Source organism: Staphylococcus sp. FW104-15G4D (assembly GCF_058790135.1).
Genome location: NZ_JBYTCH010000001.1, coordinates 840,499 through 862,067 on the forward strand (window position 1 = coordinate 840,499; position 21,569 = coordinate 862,067).

Annotated in this window: 21 protein-coding genes and 1 pseudogene; 12 read left to right on the forward strand and 10 right to left on the reverse strand. The window is 32.1% G+C overall.

Features of this window, described 5'->3' with window-relative positions; genetic code table 11:
• Positions 1-47: 47 nt before the first annotated feature.
• The 8 genes from AC3WQX_RS04185 to lysA all read left to right on the forward strand — a co-directional run bounded on the left by AC3WQX_RS04185 (position 48) and on the right by lysA (position 8,344).
• A complete protein-coding gene (locus AC3WQX_RS04185; RefSeq protein ID WP_030062717.1) occupies positions 48-1,250 on the forward strand; it encodes an aspartate kinase in 1,203 nt (400 codons plus the stop codon).
• Between the two features lie 68 nt (positions 1,251-1,318).
• A complete protein-coding gene (locus tag AC3WQX_RS04190; protein WP_023350298.1) occupies positions 1,319-2,308 on the forward strand; it encodes an aspartate-semialdehyde dehydrogenase in 990 nt (329 codons plus the stop codon).
• 1 nt (position 2,309) lies between these two features.
• Complete coding sequence (gene dapA / locus AC3WQX_RS04195) at positions 2,310-3,194, forward strand: 4-hydroxy-tetrahydrodipicolinate synthase (protein WP_023350297.1); 885 nt, start codon at positions 2,310-2,312, stop codon at positions 3,192-3,194.
• The gene (gene dapB / locus AC3WQX_RS04200; RefSeq protein WP_023350296.1) at positions 3,194-3,919 is read left to right on the forward strand and encodes a 4-hydroxy-tetrahydrodipicolinate reductase; all 726 of its coding nucleotides are present in this window, start codon (positions 3,194-3,196) and stop codon (positions 3,917-3,919) included. The genes dapA and dapB overlap by 1 nt, the downstream gene beginning before the upstream one ends.
• Positions 3,920-3,945: 26 nt before the next feature.
• On the forward strand, positions 3,946-4,665 hold the full coding sequence (gene dapD / locus AC3WQX_RS04205; RefSeq protein WP_023350295.1) for a 2,3,4,5-tetrahydropyridine-2,6-dicarboxylate N-acetyltransferase: 720 nt from the start codon (positions 3,946-3,948) through the stop codon (positions 4,663-4,665).
• Positions 4,666-4,844: 179 nt separating this feature from the next.
• Positions 4,845-5,996, forward strand: a complete 1,152-nt coding sequence (locus AC3WQX_RS04210; RefSeq protein ID WP_023350294.1) for an amidohydrolase — start codon at positions 4,845-4,847, stop codon at positions 5,994-5,996.
• Between the two features lie 5 nt (positions 5,997-6,001).
• A complete protein-coding gene (locus tag AC3WQX_RS04215) occupies positions 6,002-7,078 on the forward strand; it encodes an alanine racemase (protein WP_023350293.1) in 1,077 nt (358 codons plus the stop codon).
• On the forward strand, positions 7,079-8,344 hold the full coding sequence (gene lysA, locus AC3WQX_RS04220) for a diaminopimelate decarboxylase (protein WP_023350292.1): 1,266 nt from the start codon (positions 7,079-7,081) through the stop codon (positions 8,342-8,344).
• A gap of 583 nt (positions 8,345-8,927) precedes the next feature.
• On the opposite strand, the pseudogene cspA reads toward lysA, so the two are convergent.
• A pseudogene (gene cspA, locus AC3WQX_RS04225) lies at positions 8,928-9,128 on the reverse strand (cold shock protein CspA).
• Positions 9,129-9,310: 182 nt separating this feature from the next.
• Positions 9,311-9,619 (reverse strand): regulatory protein MsaA, encoded by a 309-nt coding sequence (gene msaA / locus AC3WQX_RS04230; protein ID WP_023350291.1) that lies wholly within the window; start codon positions 9,617-9,619, stop codon positions 9,311-9,313.
• A gap of 159 nt (positions 9,620-9,778) precedes the next feature.
• Between msaA and AC3WQX_RS04235 the strand changes: the two genes are divergently transcribed.
• The 3 genes from AC3WQX_RS04235 to AC3WQX_RS04245 are packed head-to-tail and all read left to right on the forward strand — an operon-like array spanning position 9,779 to position 11,856.
• Positions 9,779-10,048 carry an acylphosphatase gene (locus tag AC3WQX_RS04235; RefSeq protein ID WP_002433775.1) on the forward strand — a complete coding sequence of 90 codons (270 nt, stop codon included), beginning with the start codon at positions 9,779-9,781 and terminating at the stop codon, positions 10,046-10,048.
• A gap of 25 nt (positions 10,049-10,073) precedes the next feature.
• Positions 10,074-10,700 carry a 5-bromo-4-chloroindolyl phosphate hydrolysis family protein gene (locus tag AC3WQX_RS04240; protein ID WP_023350290.1) on the forward strand — a complete coding sequence of 209 codons (627 nt, stop codon included), beginning with the start codon at positions 10,074-10,076 and terminating at the stop codon, positions 10,698-10,700.
• A gap of 22 nt (positions 10,701-10,722) precedes the next feature.
• On the forward strand, positions 10,723-11,856 hold the full coding sequence (locus tag AC3WQX_RS04245; RefSeq protein ID WP_030062716.1) for a toxic anion resistance protein: 1,134 nt from the start codon (positions 10,723-10,725) through the stop codon (positions 11,854-11,856).
• A gap of 79 nt (positions 11,857-11,935) precedes the next feature.
• Here the strand turns inward: AC3WQX_RS04245 and brnQ3 are convergent, their stop codons facing one another.
• From brnQ3 to AC3WQX_RS04270, 5 genes are all read right to left on the reverse strand, one after another.
• Positions 11,936-13,291 carry a branched-chain amino acid-like transporter carrier protein BrnQ3 gene (gene brnQ3, locus AC3WQX_RS04250; RefSeq protein WP_023350288.1) on the reverse strand — a complete coding sequence of 452 codons (1,356 nt, stop codon included), beginning with the start codon at positions 13,289-13,291 and terminating at the stop codon, positions 11,936-11,938.
• A gap of 194 nt (positions 13,292-13,485) precedes the next feature.
• The gene (locus tag AC3WQX_RS04255) at positions 13,486-15,375 is read right to left on the reverse strand and encodes a vWA domain-containing protein (RefSeq protein ID WP_023350287.1); all 1,890 of its coding nucleotides are present in this window, start codon (positions 15,373-15,375) and stop codon (positions 13,486-13,488) included.
• 12 nt (positions 15,376-15,387) lie between these two features.
• Positions 15,388-16,179 (reverse strand): ATP-binding protein, encoded by a 792-nt coding sequence (locus AC3WQX_RS04260; RefSeq protein WP_023350286.1) that lies wholly within the window; start codon positions 16,177-16,179, stop codon positions 15,388-15,390.
• Between the two features lie 111 nt (positions 16,180-16,290).
• Complete coding sequence (locus AC3WQX_RS04265) at positions 16,291-16,494, reverse strand: DUF6501 family protein (RefSeq protein WP_002453229.1); 204 nt, start codon at positions 16,492-16,494, stop codon at positions 16,291-16,293.
• Positions 16,495-16,522: 28 nt separating this feature from the next.
• Complete coding sequence (locus AC3WQX_RS04270; protein ID WP_023350285.1) at positions 16,523-17,332, reverse strand: VOC family protein; 810 nt, start codon at positions 17,330-17,332, stop codon at positions 16,523-16,525.
• A 199-nt stretch (positions 17,333-17,531) separates the two neighbouring features.
• Between AC3WQX_RS04270 and AC3WQX_RS04275 the strand changes: the two genes are divergently transcribed.
• The gene (locus AC3WQX_RS04275) at positions 17,532-17,705 is read left to right on the forward strand and encodes a hypothetical protein (protein ID WP_002433919.1); all 174 of its coding nucleotides are present in this window, start codon (positions 17,532-17,534) and stop codon (positions 17,703-17,705) included.
• A 734-nt stretch (positions 17,706-18,439) separates the two neighbouring features.
• Here AC3WQX_RS04275 and AC3WQX_RS04280 read toward each other — a convergent pair.
• From AC3WQX_RS04280 to sucB, 3 genes are all read right to left on the reverse strand, one after another.
• Entirely contained in the window at positions 18,440-19,270 is an 831-nt protein-coding gene (locus AC3WQX_RS04280) for an ATP-binding cassette domain-containing protein (protein ID WP_492739845.1), read from the reverse strand.
• A 435-nt stretch (positions 19,271-19,705) separates the two neighbouring features.
• Entirely contained in the window at positions 19,706-20,086 is a 381-nt protein-coding gene (locus AC3WQX_RS04285) for a hypothetical protein (protein ID WP_023350281.1), read from the reverse strand.
• A gap of 195 nt (positions 20,087-20,281) precedes the next feature.
• Positions 20,282-21,556, reverse strand: a complete 1,275-nt coding sequence (gene sucB / locus AC3WQX_RS04290) for a dihydrolipoyllysine-residue succinyltransferase (RefSeq protein ID WP_002433629.1) — start codon at positions 21,554-21,556, stop codon at positions 20,282-20,284.
• Positions 21,557-21,569: the final 13 nt, after the last annotated feature.

A 21,569-nucleotide genomic window follows, 5' to 3' on the forward strand; every position in this document is an offset into this window, starting at 1 on the left:
CTTTTTTTATATCGTGTGAGCCTCCCCTAATTTTAGGAGGACTGAAATTGAACAGAAGTGTTTTGAAATTTGGCGGGTCTTCCGTCAGTGATTTTACAAAGATAAAAAATATTGCTGAAATGCTTAAAACACGAGTTGAACAGGGAGAAGAATTAATCGTTGTAGTTAGTGCAATGGGTAAAACAACTGATCAATTAATGGAAAATGTGTCAACGTTAACTTCTACACCTAAAGATCAAGAACTTGCCCTACTACTTACTACGGGTGAACAACAGACAGTCTCCTATCTTTCAATGGTACTTAATGATATTGGTGTAAAGGCCAAAGCAATGACTGGATACCAAGCAGGTATTAAAACGATTGGTCATCATTTGAAAAGTAAAATTGCAGAGATTAATCCAGATACATTTAATCAAGCATTTGAAAATAACGATGTACTGGTAGTAGCTGGTTTCCAAGGTATAAATGATGAGTTTGAGCTTACTACTTTAGGCCGTGGAGGTTCTGATACTACTGCTGTGGCTCTAGCAGCAAGTAACCAAATCCCTTGTGAGATTTATACTGACGTTGATGGAGTTTATGCAACAGATCCAAGAATATTAAGCCATGCTAAGCGTTTAGAATACGTGTCATATGAAGAAATGATGGAAATGAGTGCGCTTGGTGCTGGAGTACTTGAAACTAGAAGTGTTGAACTTGCTAAAAACTATGAAATCCCCCTTTATTTAGGGAGAACTTTATCAAATGTGAAAGGAACGTGGATTATGTCTAGATCAGATTTATTAGAGAAAAAAGCTGTTACAGGAGTAGCTTTAGATACGCATATGATGCACGTCACAATTAGTTATCCCCTACCTGACAATCGCTTATTAACTCAGTTATTTACTGAATTAGAGGAAGGTTCTGTCAATGTCGATATGATTTCGCAAATCGTTAATCTCGAAGGATTACAGCTATCATTTTCGATTAAAGATAGTGACGTTAATCAAATTTCATCTATATTGGAAAATCTATCCACTCACTTTGAAGCCTTAGATTATAAAATCAATGAAGAATACGTCAAAATTTCGTTAATTGGATCAGGTATGAGAGATATGTCTGGAGTAGCATCTAAAGCATTTATCACTTTAATCAATTCTGAAATTCCATTCTATCAAACAACGACTTCAGAAATTAGTATTTCATATGTTATTGATGCAGAAAATGGTCAAAGAGCGGTAGAAGAATTATATAACGCATTCGATATCTAAAATTGATATGATATATTTATAAAGAATTTTCTTAAAATTAACAATATTACAAATGGAGTGACTTTATTATGACAAGATTAGCAGTAGCCGGAGCAACAGGATTAGTAGGAACAAAAATGTTAGAAACATTGGATCGTAAGAATATTCCTTTCGATGAATTAGTACTCTTTTCATCAGCGCGTTCAGCGGGTAAGGAAGTAGAATTCCAAGGACAAACATATACTGTTCAAGAGTTAACAGATGAAGCAGCAAGTGAACACTTCGACTACGTGTTAATGAGTGCTGGTGGAGGTACGAGTGAACATTTCGCCCCACTATTTGAACAAGCAGGTGCTATCGTCATTGATAACTCTAGTCAATGGAGAATGACCGAAGATGTAGATTTAATTGTTCCCGAAGTGAATGAACCTAAACTAACTCGTGGCATTATTGCTAATCCTAACTGTTCAACAATTCAATCCGTAGTGCCACTTAAAATTTTACAAGATGCATATGGCTTAAAACGTGTTGCTTATACAACATATCAAGCGGTTTCAGGCTCAGGTATCAAGGGTAAAAGAGATTTATCTGAGGGGCCTAATGGAAAAGCTCCTGAAGCGTACCCTCACCCTATTTATAATAATGTGTTACCACATATTGATGTTTTTCTTGAAAATGGCTACACCAAAGAAGAGCAAAAAATGATTGATGAAACAAGAAAAATTTTAAACGATAAAGATCTGAAAGTTACAGCTACTTGTGTACGTGTACCAGTGCAAGACAGTCACAGCATTGAAATTGACGTTACTTTAGATAGAGAAGCTAACGTTAAAGATATCCAAAACCTTTTCGACCAAGATAGCAGAGTTGTACTTGTAGATAATCCTGAAAACAATGAATACCCATTAGCAATTCACTCTACAGGTAAAGACGAAGTCTTTGTAGGCCGTATTCGTAGAGATGATTCATTAGATAACACTTTCCATGTATGGTGTACATCAGACAACTTACTTAAAGGTGCGGCATTAAACGCAGTTCAAGTATTAGAGCAAGTTTTAACTATGAAAGGAGAACGATAATATGACACACATGTTTGAAGGCGTTGGCGTAGCTCTAGCTACACCATTTACTAATAATGAAATTGATTTTGACGCATTAGAAAGACATGTAAAATTTTTATTAGAAAATAACACACAAGCGATTATAGTTAATGGAACAACAGCTGAAAGCCCTACTTTAACAGATCAAGAAAAAGAACAAGTACTTGAAACTGTAATTAAATTAGTTGATAAACGTGTACCTATCATTGCTGGAACTGGTACGAATAATACTCAGAAATCAATTGAAGCCTCTAAAAGAGCTAAAGAAATTGGTGCTGATGCAGTGATGCTTATTACGCCCTATTATAATAAAACAAACCAACGAGGATTAATTAAACACTTTGAGACTATCGCAAATGAAGTAAAATTACCGGTTGTACTTTATAACGTACCATCACGGACGAATATGACGATTGAAGCAGAAACTGTTGAAACATTAAGTCACAACCCTTACATTGTTGCACTTAAAGATGCGACGAATGACTTTGATTATATGGAAGAAGTTAAAAAACGCATTAATGAAGATGAATTTGCATTATATAGTGGCAATGATGACAATGTTGTTGAATTCTATCAACGTGGAGGTAAAGGTGTTATCTCAGTTATTGCAAATGTTATCCCTCAAGAATTTCAAGATTTATACGATGCTAAACAAAGTGGAGAAAATATTTCAAGTCAATTTGAACCTATTGGGCAATTATTAGACTCATTATCTGTGGATGTTAACCCTATTCCTATTAAGGCACTAACGGCACATTTAGGTTTTGGTAATTATGAATTAAGATTACCACTTATCCCATTAGATGACGCAGAGCGTAATGTATTAGAGCAAGCTTATTATCAGTTTAAAGCAGGTGAACATTAATGAAGATTTTACTTATAGGCTATGGAGCGATGAATCAACGAGTTGCTAGACTAGCTGAAGAAAAAAATCATGAGATTGTAGGAGTCATAGATAGAACTCCTAAAGATTCAACACCATACAAGCATTACAATAGTATAGTTGAAGCTCAAGACGTTGCTGATGTAGTGATTGACTTTTCAAACCCTGAATTATTAATACCATTACTAGATGAGTCATTCAATTTACCGTTAGTTATTGCTACAACTGGTGAGAAAGATACGCTCATTCAAAAGCTACAAATATTAGGTCAACATATGCCTGTATTCTTTAGTGCAAATATGAGTTATGGTATACACGCCCTTACTAAGATTTTAGAAACTGCCGTACCCCTACTACAAGATTTTGACATTGAATTAACTGAGGCTCATCACAATAAGAAAGTAGATGCTCCTAGTGGTACATTAGTTAAATTGTATGATGTGATCAAAGAACTTAGAGACCAAGTAACGCCAGTATATGATCGTCATGAGAATACTGAGAAACGTACGAAAGATGAAATTGGTATTCATGCTGTGCGTGGAGGAACAATCGTTGGTGAACATGATATTTTATTCGCTGGCACAGATGAGACAATCACTATTTCTCATAAGGCACAATCTAAAGACATTTTCGCAAATGGTGCCATTGGTGCCGCTGAAAAGTTAATTCATAAAGAAAATGGATATTATACTTTTGATAATTTATAAAAGTAAACAAAGGAGAGGTTTAAACTATGGTACAACATTTATCAGCTCAAGAGATTATTCAATATATCAGTGATGCAAAAAAATCTACACCTTTAAAAGTTTATGCGAATGGTAATTTTGAAGGCGTAACTTTCCCAGAAAGTTTTAAAGTATTTGGATCAGAACATTCTAAAGTTATCTTTTGTGAAGCGGATGATTGGAAACCCTTCTATGAAGAAAATCAAACAAAAATTGAAGATTTAGAAATTGAAATGGATCGACGTAATTCAGCGATTCCGCTTAAAGACTTAACAAATACAAACGCACGTATTGAACCAGGTGCATTCATTCGTGAACAAGCGATTATTGAAGATGGTGCTGTAGTTATGATGGGCGCAACAATAAATATTGGTGCGGTAGTTGGTGAAGGTACAATGGTTGATATGAACGCAACACTTGGTGGTCGTGCGACAACTGGTAAGAATGTACATGTTGGTGCAGGTGCTGTATTAGCTGGAGTAATTGAGCCCCCTAGCGCGTCTCCAGTGGTAATCGAAGATAATGTCTTAATTGGTGCTAATGCAGTTATTCTGGAAGGCGTTCGCGTTGGCGAAGGTGCAATTGTTGCTGCGGGTGCTATTGTAACTCAAGATGTTCCAGCTGGTGCTGTTGTAGCTGGTACCCCTGCTAAAGTAATTAAACAAACATCTGAAGTTGAAGACTCTAAACGTGAAATTGTCTCAGCGTTAAGAAAGTTAAATGATTAATAGCTTGTATGTTTTAATCATTTTCATATAAATGAATGTTAAAGGTTGAAGCAAATGATGATGTTGAACACTCGTATATGTAGGTTCGCACGTTTGTTTCACCTTTTTATTATAAATAAGTAAAAAAGCGTCATCATTACATAATGAATTAAAACAATTTCATATAAGGGATGATTAATATGAGTGAATTAGAATTTGTAACAAAACATAGAAGACATTTACATCAATATCCAGAATTAAGTTTACATGAGTTCGAAACAACGAAGTATATTAAAGAATTTCTTGATAATTTAGGCGTTGAATATGATTGCCCTCTTGAAACCGGAGCAATAGCGTATTTAGAAGGTCAAAGTAATCATACGATAGCATTTCGTGCTGATATCGATGCTTTACCAATATTTGAGGAAAATGATATCGACTATCGAAGTAAAACGGACAATGTGATGCATGCATGTGGTCATGATGGTCATACAACAGCATTAATGTTATTTGTAAAACGTTGCAAAGCGATGGCGGATAAAGGTGAACTTCCCCACAATGTTGTGTTTATCTTTCAGCCTGCTGAAGAAACTGGTGGTGGTGCTAATCGCTTAATTAAAGCAGGCGCCTTTGAAAAGTACCCTATCGAAGCAGTATTTGGTATTCATGTGAACCCGTTCGCTGAAGAAGGTAAAGTAGTGATTCGTGATGAAGAAATCACTGCAAGTGCGACTGAGTATCGCTTTTATTTAAATGGTTTATCAAGTCATGTGGCTGATAAAGAGCAAGGTCATTCATGTGGTGAAGCGTTACAACATGTCTTAGCACAAGTAGGACAAATACAACAGTACCATCTTAATGGCTTAAAACGTAATATAGTTCATATGGGACATTTTGAAGCTGGTGAAGCTATAAATACAGTACCGAGTCATGGTTATCTTGAAGGTACAATACGCACGTATGATGTAGATGACTTAACTGTGGTTAAACAACAAATGTATAAAATAGCAGAAAGTGTCCAATTACTATTTAATGTAGATTGCCAAGTAAAATTTGAAGAAGGTTATCCTCCTACTATGAATAGTCCTGAACTTCGGGAAAGTGTAGAACAAGCCTTAAATAAGGCTAATCTAGAAGTCATTGATAAACCTACCCCATTCTTATTTGGAGAAGATTTTAGTTTTTATGGACAACAATTAGCTCCTGCATATTTTGTATTTGTAGGCACTCAGAATAAAGCTAAAGGTTATATTACAGGTTTGCATACCTCTCATTTAAATTTTGATGAAAAGATTTTAATTGATGTAGCGAATTATTATGAACAATTATTAAGAAATTACAAAGAGGTGTAAGTCAATTGACAGCAATTTGGTCAGTAGATACAGAAGTGTTTTATCAGAATGCTGTAAAAGTTAGAAATGAACAATCAATAATGGCAGTAGTAAAAAATAATGCTTATCATTATGGATTAGAATTTTCAGTTAAAGAGTTTTTAAAAGCAGGCATTCAAACATTTAGTACAACATCATTAAAAGAAGCTATCCGTGTGAGAGAAATCGCACCTCATGCAACTATATTTCTAATGAATGCTGTGTATGAATTTGATACAGTAAGAGAGTATGAAATTCATATGACACTACCCTCTTTAACTTATTATTATGAACACAAAGAGGATTTAAGAAATATACATGTGCATTTAGAATTTGAAAATCTTTTACATCGCTCAGGTTTCAAAGATTTAGAAGAGTTGCATGAAGTTTTAGAAGATCATGCTCAAAATAAAAGTGATAACAAAATGATTATTTCTGGTATATGGACTCACTTTGGATATGCTGATGAGTTCGATGTTCCAGAGTATGATATTGAGAGACAGGCATGGTTAAATGTTCTAAATACTTTGTTGGATGAAGGTTACTCATTTGATATGATACATGCACAAAATAGTGCAAGTTTTTATCGTGAAGGTCAAGTAGTCCTACCTCACCATACCCATGCACGTGTAGGTATTGCACTTTATGGTTCTAGACCTTATAGCAAATTAAAAGAATCTGAAATTCAACAATCCTTGACAGTTAAAGGTAATGTGATTCAAGTTCGTGAAGTTAATGCTGGAGATTATTGCGGATATAGTTTCGCTTATGAGGCTACTAAGAATCAAACACAATTGGCAGTGGTTGATATTGGGTATGGGGATGGCATCCTTAAATCTAGAGCTCAGCATGAGGCAATGATTAATGGTAAACGTTATCCAATTAGAGCTCTAATGATGAGTCATATGTTTGTTGAAGTGGATAATGAAGTTCATGCACAAGATGAAGTAGTATTATATAATAACGATATACGCATCGATGAATTTACTTTTAAAGGTGTGGGCGCAAACTCTGAACAATTAAGCGCTATGAATCATGATTCTCTAATAAAGGAGTACATATAAATGGTAGTCAAATATAATGAGTATGGCGAATTAACAATGGGAGGTACAAGTTTAAAGACTGTAGCTCAAAGCTTTGGTACCCCTACTATCGTATATGATGAAGATCAAATTCGTAATCAAATGCGCAGATATCATAGTGCATTTGAGAAAAGTGGTTTAAAATATAATATTTCTTATGCTTCTAAAGCATTTACTTGTATTCAAATGGTTAAATTAGTGCAAGAAGAAAATTTACAATTAGATGTGGTGTCTGAAGGAGAACTTTATACTGCTCTAGAATCTGGTTTTGATGCAAATCGTATTCACTTTCACGGTAATAATAAAACTAAGCGAGAAATTCAATACGCATTAGAAAATAATATCGGGTACTTTGTTATAGATGCATTAGAAGAAATTGATTTAATTGATAAATATGCAAGTGATAAAGTGAATATCGTATTACGTGTCAATCCTGGCGTGGAAGCACATACACACGAATTTATACAAACTGGTCAAGAAGATAGTAAGTTTGGTCTATCAATTAAACATGGATTAGCTTTAGAAGCGATTAATAAAGTAAAAGCTTCTAAACACTTACAATTAAAAGGAGTTCACTTCCATGTAGGGTCTCAGATTGAAGGTACCGAAGCTATGATAGAAACTGCTAAGCTTGTGCTTCATTGGTTATCTGAAAATGAAATCAAAGTAGAATTACTTAATTTAGGTGGCGGTTTCGGTATCAAATATGTTGAAGGTGATGAAAGTTTCCCTATTGAAGAAGGTATTGCAGAAATTACTGATGCAATTAAAGAAACTGCTCATTCACTTAATTATGAAGTGCCTGAAATTGGTATAGAGCCTGGTCGTTCAATTGTTGGTGAAGCAGGAATTACTTTATATGAGGTCGGTACTATAAAGGAAATACCTGAAGTGAATAAATATGTTTCAGTTGATGGAGGTATGAGCGATCATATCCGTACAGCCTTATATGATGCTAAATATCAAGCTTTATTAGTTAATCGTAATGAGGAAGCAGATGATACTGTGACGATTGCAGGTAAACTATGTGAATCCGGTGATATTATCATTAAAAAAGCTAAGTTACCCTCCTCTATTAAGCGTGGAGACTATTTAGCAATTTTATCAACTGGTGCATATCATTATTCAATGGCATCAAATTATAATCAAATGCAGAAGCCATCAGTATTCTTCTTAAAAGATGGAAAAGCACGTGAAGTGATAAAGCGTCAGTCACTAAGACAATTAATAATTAATGATACGAAATGATAGTAAAAATGAGCAAGCGAAACTCACCTACTATAATATAATTTTAATTTAATGAAAGATGAATTTTAAAACGCCTTGGATAGATGTTGTCTCAACATTTCCAAGGCGTTTTAAGTTCTATTGAAATGAACAAGATTTAAAATTGAATTTTCCTGAATATCGTAATTGCTAAAACATAAAAAATAATTATATAAACAACAGTAATAGTGCTCATTGCTAATAAGCTGAAAATGAAATCTTTATCGGTATTTAAATTTGTAAAATAAGATTTACCATTAAATGAAACGACCACGGTAACCAAAATAAAAACGACCAATTGAAACTTGTAATAATTTAAAAGGATTTGGCATAATATTGTTTCCTTTCTCCTACTTATCACTTAAATTATAAAAAAATTGATTAATAAATCAATAAAAATTATATTGCAGACTATATTATTGTAAAGATGTTTTGTTTCTTTTTGTGCATAAAAAAAGAAAGAAATTAACATCAATTTCTTTCTGAGCTACTGTATGTATTGATATAAAAAACACCCTACATCTTGGTAAGGTGTTAGTTAAAGTCAATAATTATAATCTATTTATTATAGTTTAACAACGTTTGCAGCTTGAGGACCGCGATCGCCTTCAACTACTTCAAATTCAACTGATTGACCTTCTTCTAATGATTTGTAACCATCTTGGTTGATTGCTTAGAAATGTACGAATACGTCGTTTTCTCCTTCAACTTCGATGAAGCCGAAACCTTTTTCAGCGTTAAACCATTTAACTGTACCTTGTTTCATATTTCTGAAACCTCCAAGACTAAATTCTTTCAATATGCGTTATTCGCATATTACAAAAAATACGTGTGCTTATATGTATGATAAATCCAAATATTCTTTGCAATATGGAATAAAACAATTGCTTAATAATCATTATAGTTTAGTCATAGCTAAATTGCAATACAATTATAGAAAATTATCATTTAATCAATTTTTGGAAGATTAAAATAAACCTCATTATTTTTTAAAATAATAAAACTATAAAATATTTGTAAATCTTCATCGCAATCTTCGCAAAAATTTAAGTCACAGTTGTTATAGAAAGCATAAATGTTATGTTTACCTACTACATAATTATCGAAACAATCCTTACAGTCTTGAAGAAGTTTTGTGTATTTTTCAAGCATTTCTTCGTATGTGTTGAAGTTTAGTGTTTCGATAACTTTTTCAGGCCAATCACTAAATAGCCACCAACCTTCGTAGTCAGCTCTCATTTTTGCAACTGTCCACATGTTTAAAATCCCCTTCCACGGTTAAACCTTTAAACTTAATTGTAACTTTTCAGAATTCAAAATCAAGTTTCAAGACTCATACTTTTGGCCGATAAATCATATAGCAAATATTAGTTTTTTACAACTAAAGTACGTATAATGAAGTTATGAGGTGATATTATGGAACGTAAACATATTCAAGTTTTTGGAACTGTTCAAGGTGTGGGCTTCAGATATTATACTGAACGCATTGCTAACCAATATCACATTAAAGGTACAGTCCAAAATGTTGACGATTATGTAGAAATATATGCTCAAGGTGAAGATAAAGAATTAGAACAATTTATTCAATCTGTAATTAAAGGTGCTTCACCTGCGTCATCAGTAACCGATTATAATATTAAAAATCTAGATATTGATGACTCATTAACAGAATTTAAAACTATATAGACTTTAATATAAAGGAAGATGACATTTGAGATATAACATTTCACGTTTATTTGGAGTGTTAGTAGGCATACCAGTAGCATTTATTGTTTGGATGGTTACTGTTTTCGCATGGGATTTATCATTCCTGATTGATGCTATCGTTGGTGCAGGTGGTTTTCTATTATCGTACTTCCCTACTCAAAGGCTTACTTCACGCAAATATCTTAATGAAATCGGATTGTCACGTAGAGATTATAGATATGTTAGAACTCAGCTTAATCAAGCCCAATTAAAAATTAGAACTATTTTAAAATCATTTATGAACATCAGATCTATAAAAGATTTTAGACAAGTCAATGATATTTACCGTATATCACGTTCTATATATACAAGTATCAAACAACGTCCGGGTATGTTTTTCAAAGTAGAGGGTTTCTTCTATTCTCATCTAGATAATGCTCTGAATCTAGTAGATTCTTATACTCGCCTTTCAAGGATGCCACGTAAATCAAAAGAAGAAAAACAAAAGCTTGAACAGACGCGTATTACTCTAGATGAAGTTAAACGTACACTAATTGCTGATTTAAAAAGATTAAATGAAGAAGATTATGAACGATTAGATGTTGAAATGGAATTAAACAAATTAGAACAAGAACGTCGCAAAGATGTATAAGAGAAATGGAGAGATGAATGAGATGACGCATGAAATTAATAGCAATCAATCACATCCACTCGATCAATATATTGAAGATAATACAAATACTAATCCTACAGTAGCTCAAGACTTCAACCCTCAATTTAGTGATGAGGACAAGAAAAAAATAGAAACAATTAGTCAACAAATAAAGCCTTTAGACCATGATGGCTTATTACAGTTTGGTACTAACTTACAACAAAGTATGTCTCAATTTTCACATCAAATGCTAGATGAAGTTCAATCTAAAGATATGGGGCCTGTTGGAGATTCATTAAGTCAATTAATGGGCAAATTAAAGTCAGTTAATCCTAATGATTTAGATCCAAATAAACAATCTAAACTTAAACGTATATTTAGAAGAACAAAAGCTTCAATTAATGAAGTCTTTTCAAGAATGCAATCAGTAAGCTCTCAAATTGATCGTATTACGATTCAACTAGACAAACATAAAGGGAATCTAACTAAAGATGTTGAATTATTAGACGGTTTATATGATCAAAATAAAAAATACTTTGACGATGTAACTTTATATATTGCTGCTGCACAACGTAAGAAACAACAGATTCAATCTGAAACAATACCTGAACTACAAGAGAAAGCTCATAACTCAGGAAATCAAATGGATATTCAAGCTGTGGCGGATATGGAACAATTTGTAGATCGTTTAGATAAACGTATTTATGACTTACAATTGTCTAGACAAATTGCTATTCAAACAGCTCCTCAAATTCGTATGATTCAAAACGTGAATCAAGCATTAGCTGAAAAAATTCAAAGTTCAATTCTCACAAGTATTCCTTTATGGAAAAATCAAATGGCAATTGCCTTAACCTTAATGAGACAACGTAATGCAGTTTCAGCTCAGCGTGCCGTAACAGATACTACAAATGATTTACTCACTCAAAATGCTTCAATGTTAAAGCAAAACGCTATTGAAACTGCCACTGAAAATGAGCGTGGCATCGTTGATATTGAGACTCTGAAAACAACTCAAAATGACATTATAGAAACAATTGAACAGACATTACAAATCCAACAAGATGGTCGTCAAAAGCGACAAGCAGCTGAAAAAGAGCTTAATGGCTTAGAAAACGACTTGAAGCAACATCTATTATCAATGAGAAAAGAATAATAATTGAAAAAGGCACTCGTATTCTTTAGTGATGGTTAAAATCACTTATGGTACGAGTGCCTTTATATATATTTAAGTTTTAGTTGTTATTATCTTCTTTTTGATAAACTATAAAATCTTGTTTAACGAAATATGAAATAATATAACCCAAGATAGTTGCAATTACCGCGATTGGAAACCATTCAAGTGAATGTTGTTTAAGTGGTAAATGGTCTATAAATGAAATTTTAAACCATCCTTGAGTAGTAATAAGACTAAATATAGATTCTATTGCAACAATAAGTAATGGTATTTGTTGCGCAATTGGTTTCGTCGGTATAAATCGAGCCACTAATATTAGTAAAACAACTGTTATAGCTATTGGATATACAATACTTAATACAGGTACTGACATAGATATAACTGAATTTAATCCTTGATTGGCTATGATAAAGCTTATTAATGTAAATAATATTACATAAACTTTATAAGAAATTTTAGGGAAAACTCTGTGGAAATATTGACTCACTGAAACAATAAGACCACAAGCTGTAGTGATACAAGCTAATGCAACGATAATTCCTAATAGATATTTACCGAAGGTACCAAATCCCTTCGCAGCCATAGTAGTTAGTAAATATGTACCAATATTTTGATCATTAGCAGTGAGTTCTTTCATCTTTCCTGAAGTAATATGCATATGATTTCCAATAAATCCTAATGAAATATATATAAAGATTAAAGCTGTAGCAGCAATAAGTCCTGCTATCACTGTTTGCTTAAATATTTTATCAGAATGTTTAATTCCGGTAGCTTTAATAGCGTTAACAACAATCATTGAAAATGCAATTGCAGCGATTGCATCCATTGTTAAATAACCTTGAGTAAACCCTTGTGAAAAACCGGAAAAACTTGAATGGAATAATTTTGTATTACCTTCTCCGGGAGCATTACTTCCAAAGTCTATAAATCCTTTTATAATCATAGCTAATATAGTTATTAACAACAATGGAGTTAACAATGAACCAATGCGATCTATCATTTTATTAGGATTAAGACATAAATAAAGCACAATTAAGAAGTAAATAATAGTGAAAATTAATAATGCTATATTCCCATTAGTGTTAGCGATTGGCGTGACAGTCATTTCAAATGAAGTCGAAGCTGTACGCGGAATCGCGAACAAAGGTCCTATTGTTAAATAGATAACAATTAAAAAGATTAAAGAGAATTTTGGTGAAATTTTATTAAAAGCACCGATATATCCTTGATGATCTAGTGCCCCAACAACGACACCTAGTAATGGTAACCCAATACCAGTTAGTGCGAATGCGAGTATAGCTGGCCAAAGGAAATGTCCACTATCAAGGCCTAGATTCGTTGGAAAAATAAGGTTCCCTGCGCCAAAAAACATAGCGAACAAAGTAAAACCTATAATCCAAGTGTTTTTATTCATAATGCTGCTCCTTTTTATCTAATAATGCAACATTAAACATTCTATCATAATCAGGAATTATAAGTCTATATAATTTCAGAAAATTTAAAAACTTATACAAATTTAATTTGTGATTATTTAAAAGATAAGGTTGAATGTCATTTATCAACTATTAAATACATACAATTAATTTTGATGTTTAATTAGTGTGATTATTAAAATGATTTAAGTAAAAGTTTCTTCAATAATGGAGATAAAAGGCTTGGTAAGTGCTCAACGCCTTCTACAAATATTGAGAATTGTCCATAAATATTATGAATCGTTTGTTCAATATCTTCAGTAATAGCTTCTTGACTCAGAAATACATTAAAGACTTCAATACCAAATTTACGAGCAGTTTCTACGGCTTCATACGTATCTATAATGCCATCTTGGCTATAGTTAAATGCAGATGGTTCTCCATCCGAAAATACAATTAAAAAACGTTGTTGATGACTACGTTGTAGTAGTCTTTCACTAGCTATCCGAATAGCTACACCATCACGATTATCATCTTGAGGTTCTAAAGACATGATACGTGGGCCTTCTTTTTCAAAAATTGAATAATTATAATTGATAATTTCATCTATAATATTTGGTTGTTCACGATCATCTGCTTCAAATGCATCCTCATTAAAAGCTAAAATTTCGTGTTTAATGTTTAACGATTTCAAAGTTTCATGGAATAGGACAACGCCCTTAATGGTCTCATCCATTTTATCGTGCATGCTTGCAGACGCATCAACTAACAATGTGAACGTTGCATCAAATGTTTTACTTAAATCCTGCTTTTTATAAAATAATTTATATTGATCATCGATAAACCAATTGATTAAATCTTTTTGAAGACGCCCTTTAGTTAGATTATGACGTTCATCTTGATGCTCTCTATCGATTGTCTTTTTAATAATTTGAATAAGATCCTTGATTTCAAATTGAACATCATTTTTAGAATGTTGATAGTCTAAAATATGTTGCGGTTGGATGTTTGGAACCTTCCATTCAACTTTTACATTTTTATTAATTCCTTCTAGTGCAAATGCTTGATTCTGACCTATGAAACCACCTTCATCATGGTCTAAAGTATTTTGAGAGCCCTTGCCTTTCTTAGTCATCATATCTGTCATATCGTCTGTGGAATCCCCTTCACGAGCAGTATCATTATCTGCTATCACTTCGCTGTTTTCTCCTTCGTGAAGTTCCATCTCTAAGTAAGCGCCACCTTTAGTTTCGCTATCCGCTGCTTTAGTTTCTGCTTCAGCTGTTTCAACATCTTCTTCAGATTGATGTTTATCGTTACCATCTGTATTACTCGCGTCAGTTCTTTTCAAGTCATCAAAGGTGGTTGCTTGAATGTCTTCATATAGTTTTTGAGGTAAATAATAATATTCATTTAACATATCTTCTTTAAGTAAATCATCTATCTGATACATTATACGTTCAGCCAGATACATGTTATCTTCTGAGGTTTTGTTTTGGAAAATATTTGGCAAATACTGATACATATTCACTAGTACATCATCAAATGTCGGATGAATTGATGGTACATCATAGAAGTTTTGACTAAGAAAAGCACGTTCTAAATTGAGAAATAGCAAATCTGTGAATACAGTTTTAGTTTTATAAACATTGATTTGTGAATCAGTAAAAGCTAACCGAGTATCCAAGCGTAGATCTATATACTTAGCAGTGCTAGGACGTTCTTTTCGAATAAGTTCAAGAATACGTACATCTTCAAGTAACTTAAATAATTGATGGAAAAATTTAGTATGATGAAAATCATCATTATGTAAAACATGATTAACAATGTCTATATCCATATGTTGATATCCATATGCAGCGAGTAAAACATCAGTTTTTAAGCCGGCTTGCTCAATATGATGCGGACGGTGTGACCAAAACCAACTTGTGATTAGGGTATTGCTGAAAGGATTGTAAAAAGGAAACTTTTGTATTTTCACTTGTGTTTGTTCATTTTTTAATAATAGACGAGCTAAGTCTTGTAACATCATTACCTGCTTAGCATCTAACTGTTCATCGTTGAATTTTATAAAACGATCACTCATAAGTATCCCTCTTTAAAAATTTAACTCAATCGCATTAATAATTGCTTGTTGTTCACGCTCATCTTCTAATTTATCGATAATTGTTCTTTTAATTGCACGTTCGATTGGAATCACTGTAGCTAAATCACTTAAATCTATGAGGGCACGAATACTAGCAGCTTCCTCAGAAATTTGTCCTTGTTTAGTCATTGTTCTTAAGTCCTCATTAAATTTAATGATTTGTTCAATTACTTTGTCATCCTGTAATCGACTTTGTTCTTTTATAACAGTCTTTAAAATATCTCCATCTATATAATCTACTTCTATAACGATAAAACGGTTTTTAAGTGCCTCATTCATTGGTAATGTGCCTACGTAACCTTCATTAATTGCTGCTATCACATTGAAGCCAGGTGCAGCTTTAATGACCTCACCTGTATATGGATTAGTAATTTGACGGCGATAGTCTAAGACACCATTAAGAATCGGAAGCGTTTCTGGTTTAGCCATATTAATTTCATCGATATATAAAATGTGTCCTTGTTTCATAGCTTTAATTACAGGCCCATCAATGAAGACAATTTCTTGTTGCCCCTCTTCGTTAGTTTGAATTGTCTTAAATCCAAGCAAACTTTCGGTATCTAAATCGACAGAACAGTTAACCTGATGCATTGGACGTCTAACTTCATCGCTTAACGTTTCAGCAAGTTTTGTTTTTCCTGAACCTGTAGGTCCCTTAAGTAAAATATTCTTATTTAATTCAAATAGAACTTTCGCATCTTTAAATACTGATTCATCAGAATTTTTATAAATTGATTTAGTCATAATTTCCCGTCCTTTATGTATAAAAAGAGACTAAGACAATTAAGTCATTATTGACCTGTCTTAGTCTTATTAATAATTAAATACACGTACTGTTACTTTACGTAATAAAACTTAAACTTCTTTGAAGTAATCTTTATAATAGCCACCTACTAAACCAGAATTATCAACGATTTGATAATACTCTTCGGTTTCATTAACAACATCATATTGTTTACCTACAGTCAACATATCAGCAACTGTAAATTTCTTCGCATCTGTATTCGTAACTTCTACCTTTTTAATAGGTGTACGTTCTTTCCAAGTTTCATGTAACATTGTATAACCTTCCTCTATTTAAAATGGTTTACTTTTCAAGGGTGAAAATAAATGAAATACCACTACTTTCGGTGATTCTTAACGATTCAGATTCCTCTTGTTCCAAAGTTTGATATGGTATTCCTATTTCATCTAATTGTTCTTTGGCTTGAACAAATTCATTTCGGTGATGTGTAGAAAATTCAACTTGTTCAACTGGTCCATACTCTGAAAGTTGTATTTCCTCATGTGCTTGGTATAGGTGTAATTCTCCGCCTAAGCCACCTTCTCCAATTTTGAAAACTTGGATATTTTCATTAGCATCTTCACTTGGTAGATATTCAGCAAATAAATCTAATCCAAATACTCTCGTTAAAATTGATGTAGTGATTGATAATTCATTGACTTTAAGAATAACTGGTCCTAAACCTTGAATTTGGTGAAGAGGATTTACAGAACTATCAAAAGATGGCATACCTAGCCCGACTCCAGTATTGTGTTCATTAGAGTAGATATCATAAGCTTGATGATTATCATCTTCAAAACTAAAATGTTTATTGCCATTGAGTTCAGTAAATGAGCTATAATTAATATTATGATTTGAAAGTATGTTTTGATATTCATCTAGCCCTAAATCAGATGGTGTACGTAGTCCTATGCTATCAATATGTTGATTGCTATAGTCCTTATTAGGAATTTCAACAAAGTGAATGCGAGTACCTGGACTTAAGTTAGCATCTCCAAATCTTAAAGCATTTTCATTTTTATCGGAATATTGTAATCCTAGAATATTTCCAAAAAGTTCTTTCGTTTTAGACAGGTCACTTGTTCCTATAGTGACACTTCTAAGTCCGCTCATAAACTGACACCCCTAGTTTTTGTCTTTACAATCCTTATTATAACGTATTTTAATGTGAATGAATATGATGAACCCTCATTCTATTTGAGTTAATTTATGATTCAGTGTTGTCATTAATTTGAAAGTTATCATTTCGCATTGGATAAAATATTTGTATATATTAAAATATAATAAAAGACATGTATAAGGAGGCGTACATATGTCTAATTTGTGGATAATATTTGCGATTACAGTTTTAATAGCTGTTTATTCAGGTATACAGGTATTTACTAATTTAAATAATAAGCAGAAGTCTAGTTTTAAATATTTCACAATTGCATTTATTGTTTGTGTCATTCTTGCAATTATTGAAATCATATTCCTAGCTCGATAATTAATAATAGCGTCCTAACCTATTTGGTTAGGACGTTTGTTTTTGATCTAATTTAGAAAAGATGATGAGATTGAGTATGAATAAAATGATAATGTATATTAACGTCCATAAAGTTAGTAATAAAAGCACATCATAATTGGGGTTGTCAGAATGATACAACTTTATTAAATCACCTATTGGTGGTATGAGCCATAAAATATATTTAATAAATGGATAAGATTGTATTAAAATCGGACGTAATATACTTACCACTCCAATTAGACTAATAAGCAACCACATGTATTTTTTAGAAATCACATTAAGATTTTTAATTAAAGTGGAAATTAAAATACATATCATACATACAATAAGATGTAAAAGTATGGCTAATACCCCTTGTTTAAAAGAAATTTGATTTTTGAAACTACCTAATAGTAATGGATATATTATTGAAAATACAATTAATACACAATTAATTAAAAATATAAATAACCATTTAGCTATGAGATACTTGAGTTTAGATTCTAGTTGTATAAATAATAAGTATTTTTCATTTAATGACTCTAAATTTAATATATTTAAGGTTAACCAACATGTAATAATAAATAATCCTAAACAGCTAGATGCATAGCTAGATAATATAGGTTGTTCATTATATAAATATTGAAGAAAAATCCAAATTACAAAAATCATCATTGGAGGTATAAATTGGTATGAGCGCAAGTAATTTTTAAACTGATATTGTATATAAGCAATCAAAAGTGGTTCACATCCTTAATTTCAATGATCTCGCACTGATGAGTAATTAATTGCATTAGCAATTCATTTAAATGTTGCTGATGCGTTTTTATATACACCTTATTGTTTTCAGTATAGATGTTTGTGATATTTTTATAATTAGTTAAGCGTTTAGTAATATTTGAGTCATAGTTAATGACTATAACTTTAGCAGCAGTATTAGAAAGATTATTTTCTACTTTGAGATTACGAAATTTACCGGTCTCAATATTCAACGTATGAGTGATGATATGGTTGTGATGATGAAATTCATGAGAAGTCATGATAACAGTAGCAGATAATTTTAACTCAGCTAAATATTTTAATAGAAAATCTGTTGTCTCTTGATCTAATCCAGAAAATGGTTCATCTAATATATATATGTCTGCACTTTTAGTGAGGCATTGTATAATATTTACTTTCTGCTTAGTACCTTTAGAACAGTCTTTTAATTTACGATTTAAAAATGGAGTAAGATTTAAATGTTCGATAAAATAATGAACTTGATTTCTTGACTGTTTATATGAGTTAAATTTTGATAAGAATCTCAAATATTCCCTGATAGTTAAATTTAAGTTTCCAGGAAAAACATCTATTGCATAACTGACACTTCCCGAAATGAATAATGATCCTTCATAATGATTAATTAATCCAGTAATTATTTTTAACGTGATACTTTTTCCAGAACCATTATGTCCCTCGATTAAAGTTATTGAATTCTTAGGAATATTGAAATTAATATTATGGATAATCATATGATTATTTATCTTCTTAGTTATATGATGCCCTTCTATTATGTTATAAGACATATTAAACTCCCAATAATTGTGACTTATCTTTATTTCTATTTATCTTAGCATTAATCATAATAAACTTAATCATACTTAAGTTATATTCAAGTAAAAAATACAACGACGCTTAACGACGTTGTACAACCAAAACAAAGTATGCAATTTAATTAGAAATATGCCTCAATGGCTTTATACATTACAGGACGTTCCCCTATTTTTTCAACAATATTTACAAAAATTAAATCATTTAATAAGTTTCTTGTTGTTTGACTCGTAGTATTTAAATATTTTGAAAGCTCTTGTACAGTTATATAATCTTCTGAAGAAAAATATTGAATTTGAGCAAGAATGAACATTATAATTTTATGTTTTTCAGATAAAGTTGTTAGTTTAGAGTCTCCATTAATTTTTTTGTTAGCGTAGTCTAATTGAGTTTTTTTAATTTCTAAATCTTCAATTAAATTTTCTTGCCCCTTTAGGATTTGCCTTAAATTCTCTCATACTTCGCACAATTTCTTGTTTATTACTTTTAATACCTTCTATTTGATTAGTGGAATACAATTCATTAACGATGATATCTCGATGTAGTGACTCAGTAGCTACATTCGGTAAAGTGTTAAGTAAATTAGTGAAATTCGAGTTATTCTTTTCAATCGAAGAAACTAAATTTATTATTTCTGATGTAGGAACATAATATAAATTAAAGTATTCATTATGTTTATAGGGCTTAATTTTAAGATCTAAAACTTCCACATTAGGTGATTCTAATCTTTTCTGATATTCGTTCTCATGATCTTTAGAAAACTTATAAAAATTTTTATACATTAACTCCAAAATGATCACCTCATAAGTTATAGTTTCATAAAATTCTATCGCTTAAATTAGTCTGATACTATAATTATATTTTGAAATGCTAAACTTTTATTCTATGTTGAAGTAAAACGCGAAATGAAATATAAAATAGCTAAAAAAATACAACGGTGTCAAACACCGTTGTATGAGTATTAATAGATTGTATTAAGTTCAGAATTATGATTCTAGTAGTAAATCTTCTGGATTTTCAATTAATTCTTTGATTGTTTTTAAGAATCCAACTGCTTCTTTACCATCAATGATTCTGTGGTCATAGCTTAACGCTAAGTACATCATTGGACGATTTTCGATAGTATCTTTGTCAATTGCAATTGGTCGAGTAATGATTGAGTGCATACCTAAGATAGCAGCTTGGCTACCGTTGATAATTGGTGTACTCATCATTGAACCGAAGATTCCACCATTAGTGATAGTAAATGAACCATTAACCATATCGTCTAGGCCTAATTTTTTATCACGTGCTTTAACTGCTAAGTTCGCAATTTCTTGTTCAATTTCAGCAAAGTTTTTCTTATCACAATCTCTAACGAATGGTACTAATAAACCATCATCAGTAGATACGGCAATACCGATATCATAGAATTGTTTTGTAATCATATCTTCGCCGTCAATTTCAGCGTTAACTTCTGGATATTTCTTAAGCGCTGCGACTGCTGCTTTAGTGAAGAATGACATGAAACCAAGTTTAGTACCGTCATGATCCTTCATAAATTGTTCTTTTTTACGTTTACGTAATTCCATAACATTAGTCATGTCAACTTCATTGAATGTAGTTAACATTGCTGTTTGGTTTGACACTTCTAATAATTTTTTAGCAGCAGTTTTCTTACGACGAGACATTTTCTCACGTATTACTGGCTTAGACGGATTATCGTTAGATTTTTTAGAGCCACTATCTTGTGATTTGCTTTCGCTTTGAGATGGTTGGCTAGCTTGTTTTTGACTGTTATCAACGTCGTCTTTTCTTAAAACGTCATTTCCTTTACCAGAAACTTCGCTTAAATTAACACCGTTTTCGCGTGCATGACGACGAGCAGAAGGTGTAGCATTTACACGTTGATTACTGCTATCTTGATCGTCTTGTTTATTATCTGAAGATGATTGTGATTGTTGTGATTTATCTTGAGATTCACTAGCATCTTTAGATTCTTCTTTTTGTGGAGTTTCATTTGAAGAACCACTTGATGCGTTACCACTGCCTTCACCAACTACGGCTACAGCTTGACCTACTTCAACTGTATCTCCTTCTTCAGCTAATTGTTCAGATAGTACGCCTGCTTCCTCTGAAACTACTTCAACGTTAACTTTATCTGTTTCTAATTCTAAGATAGCTTCACCTTTATCGACGCTATCTCCAACGTTTTTTAACCATTCTGCAATGGTACCTTCTGTGATTGATTCAGCTAATTCTGGAACTTTTACCTCTGGCATACTTTATTTCCCC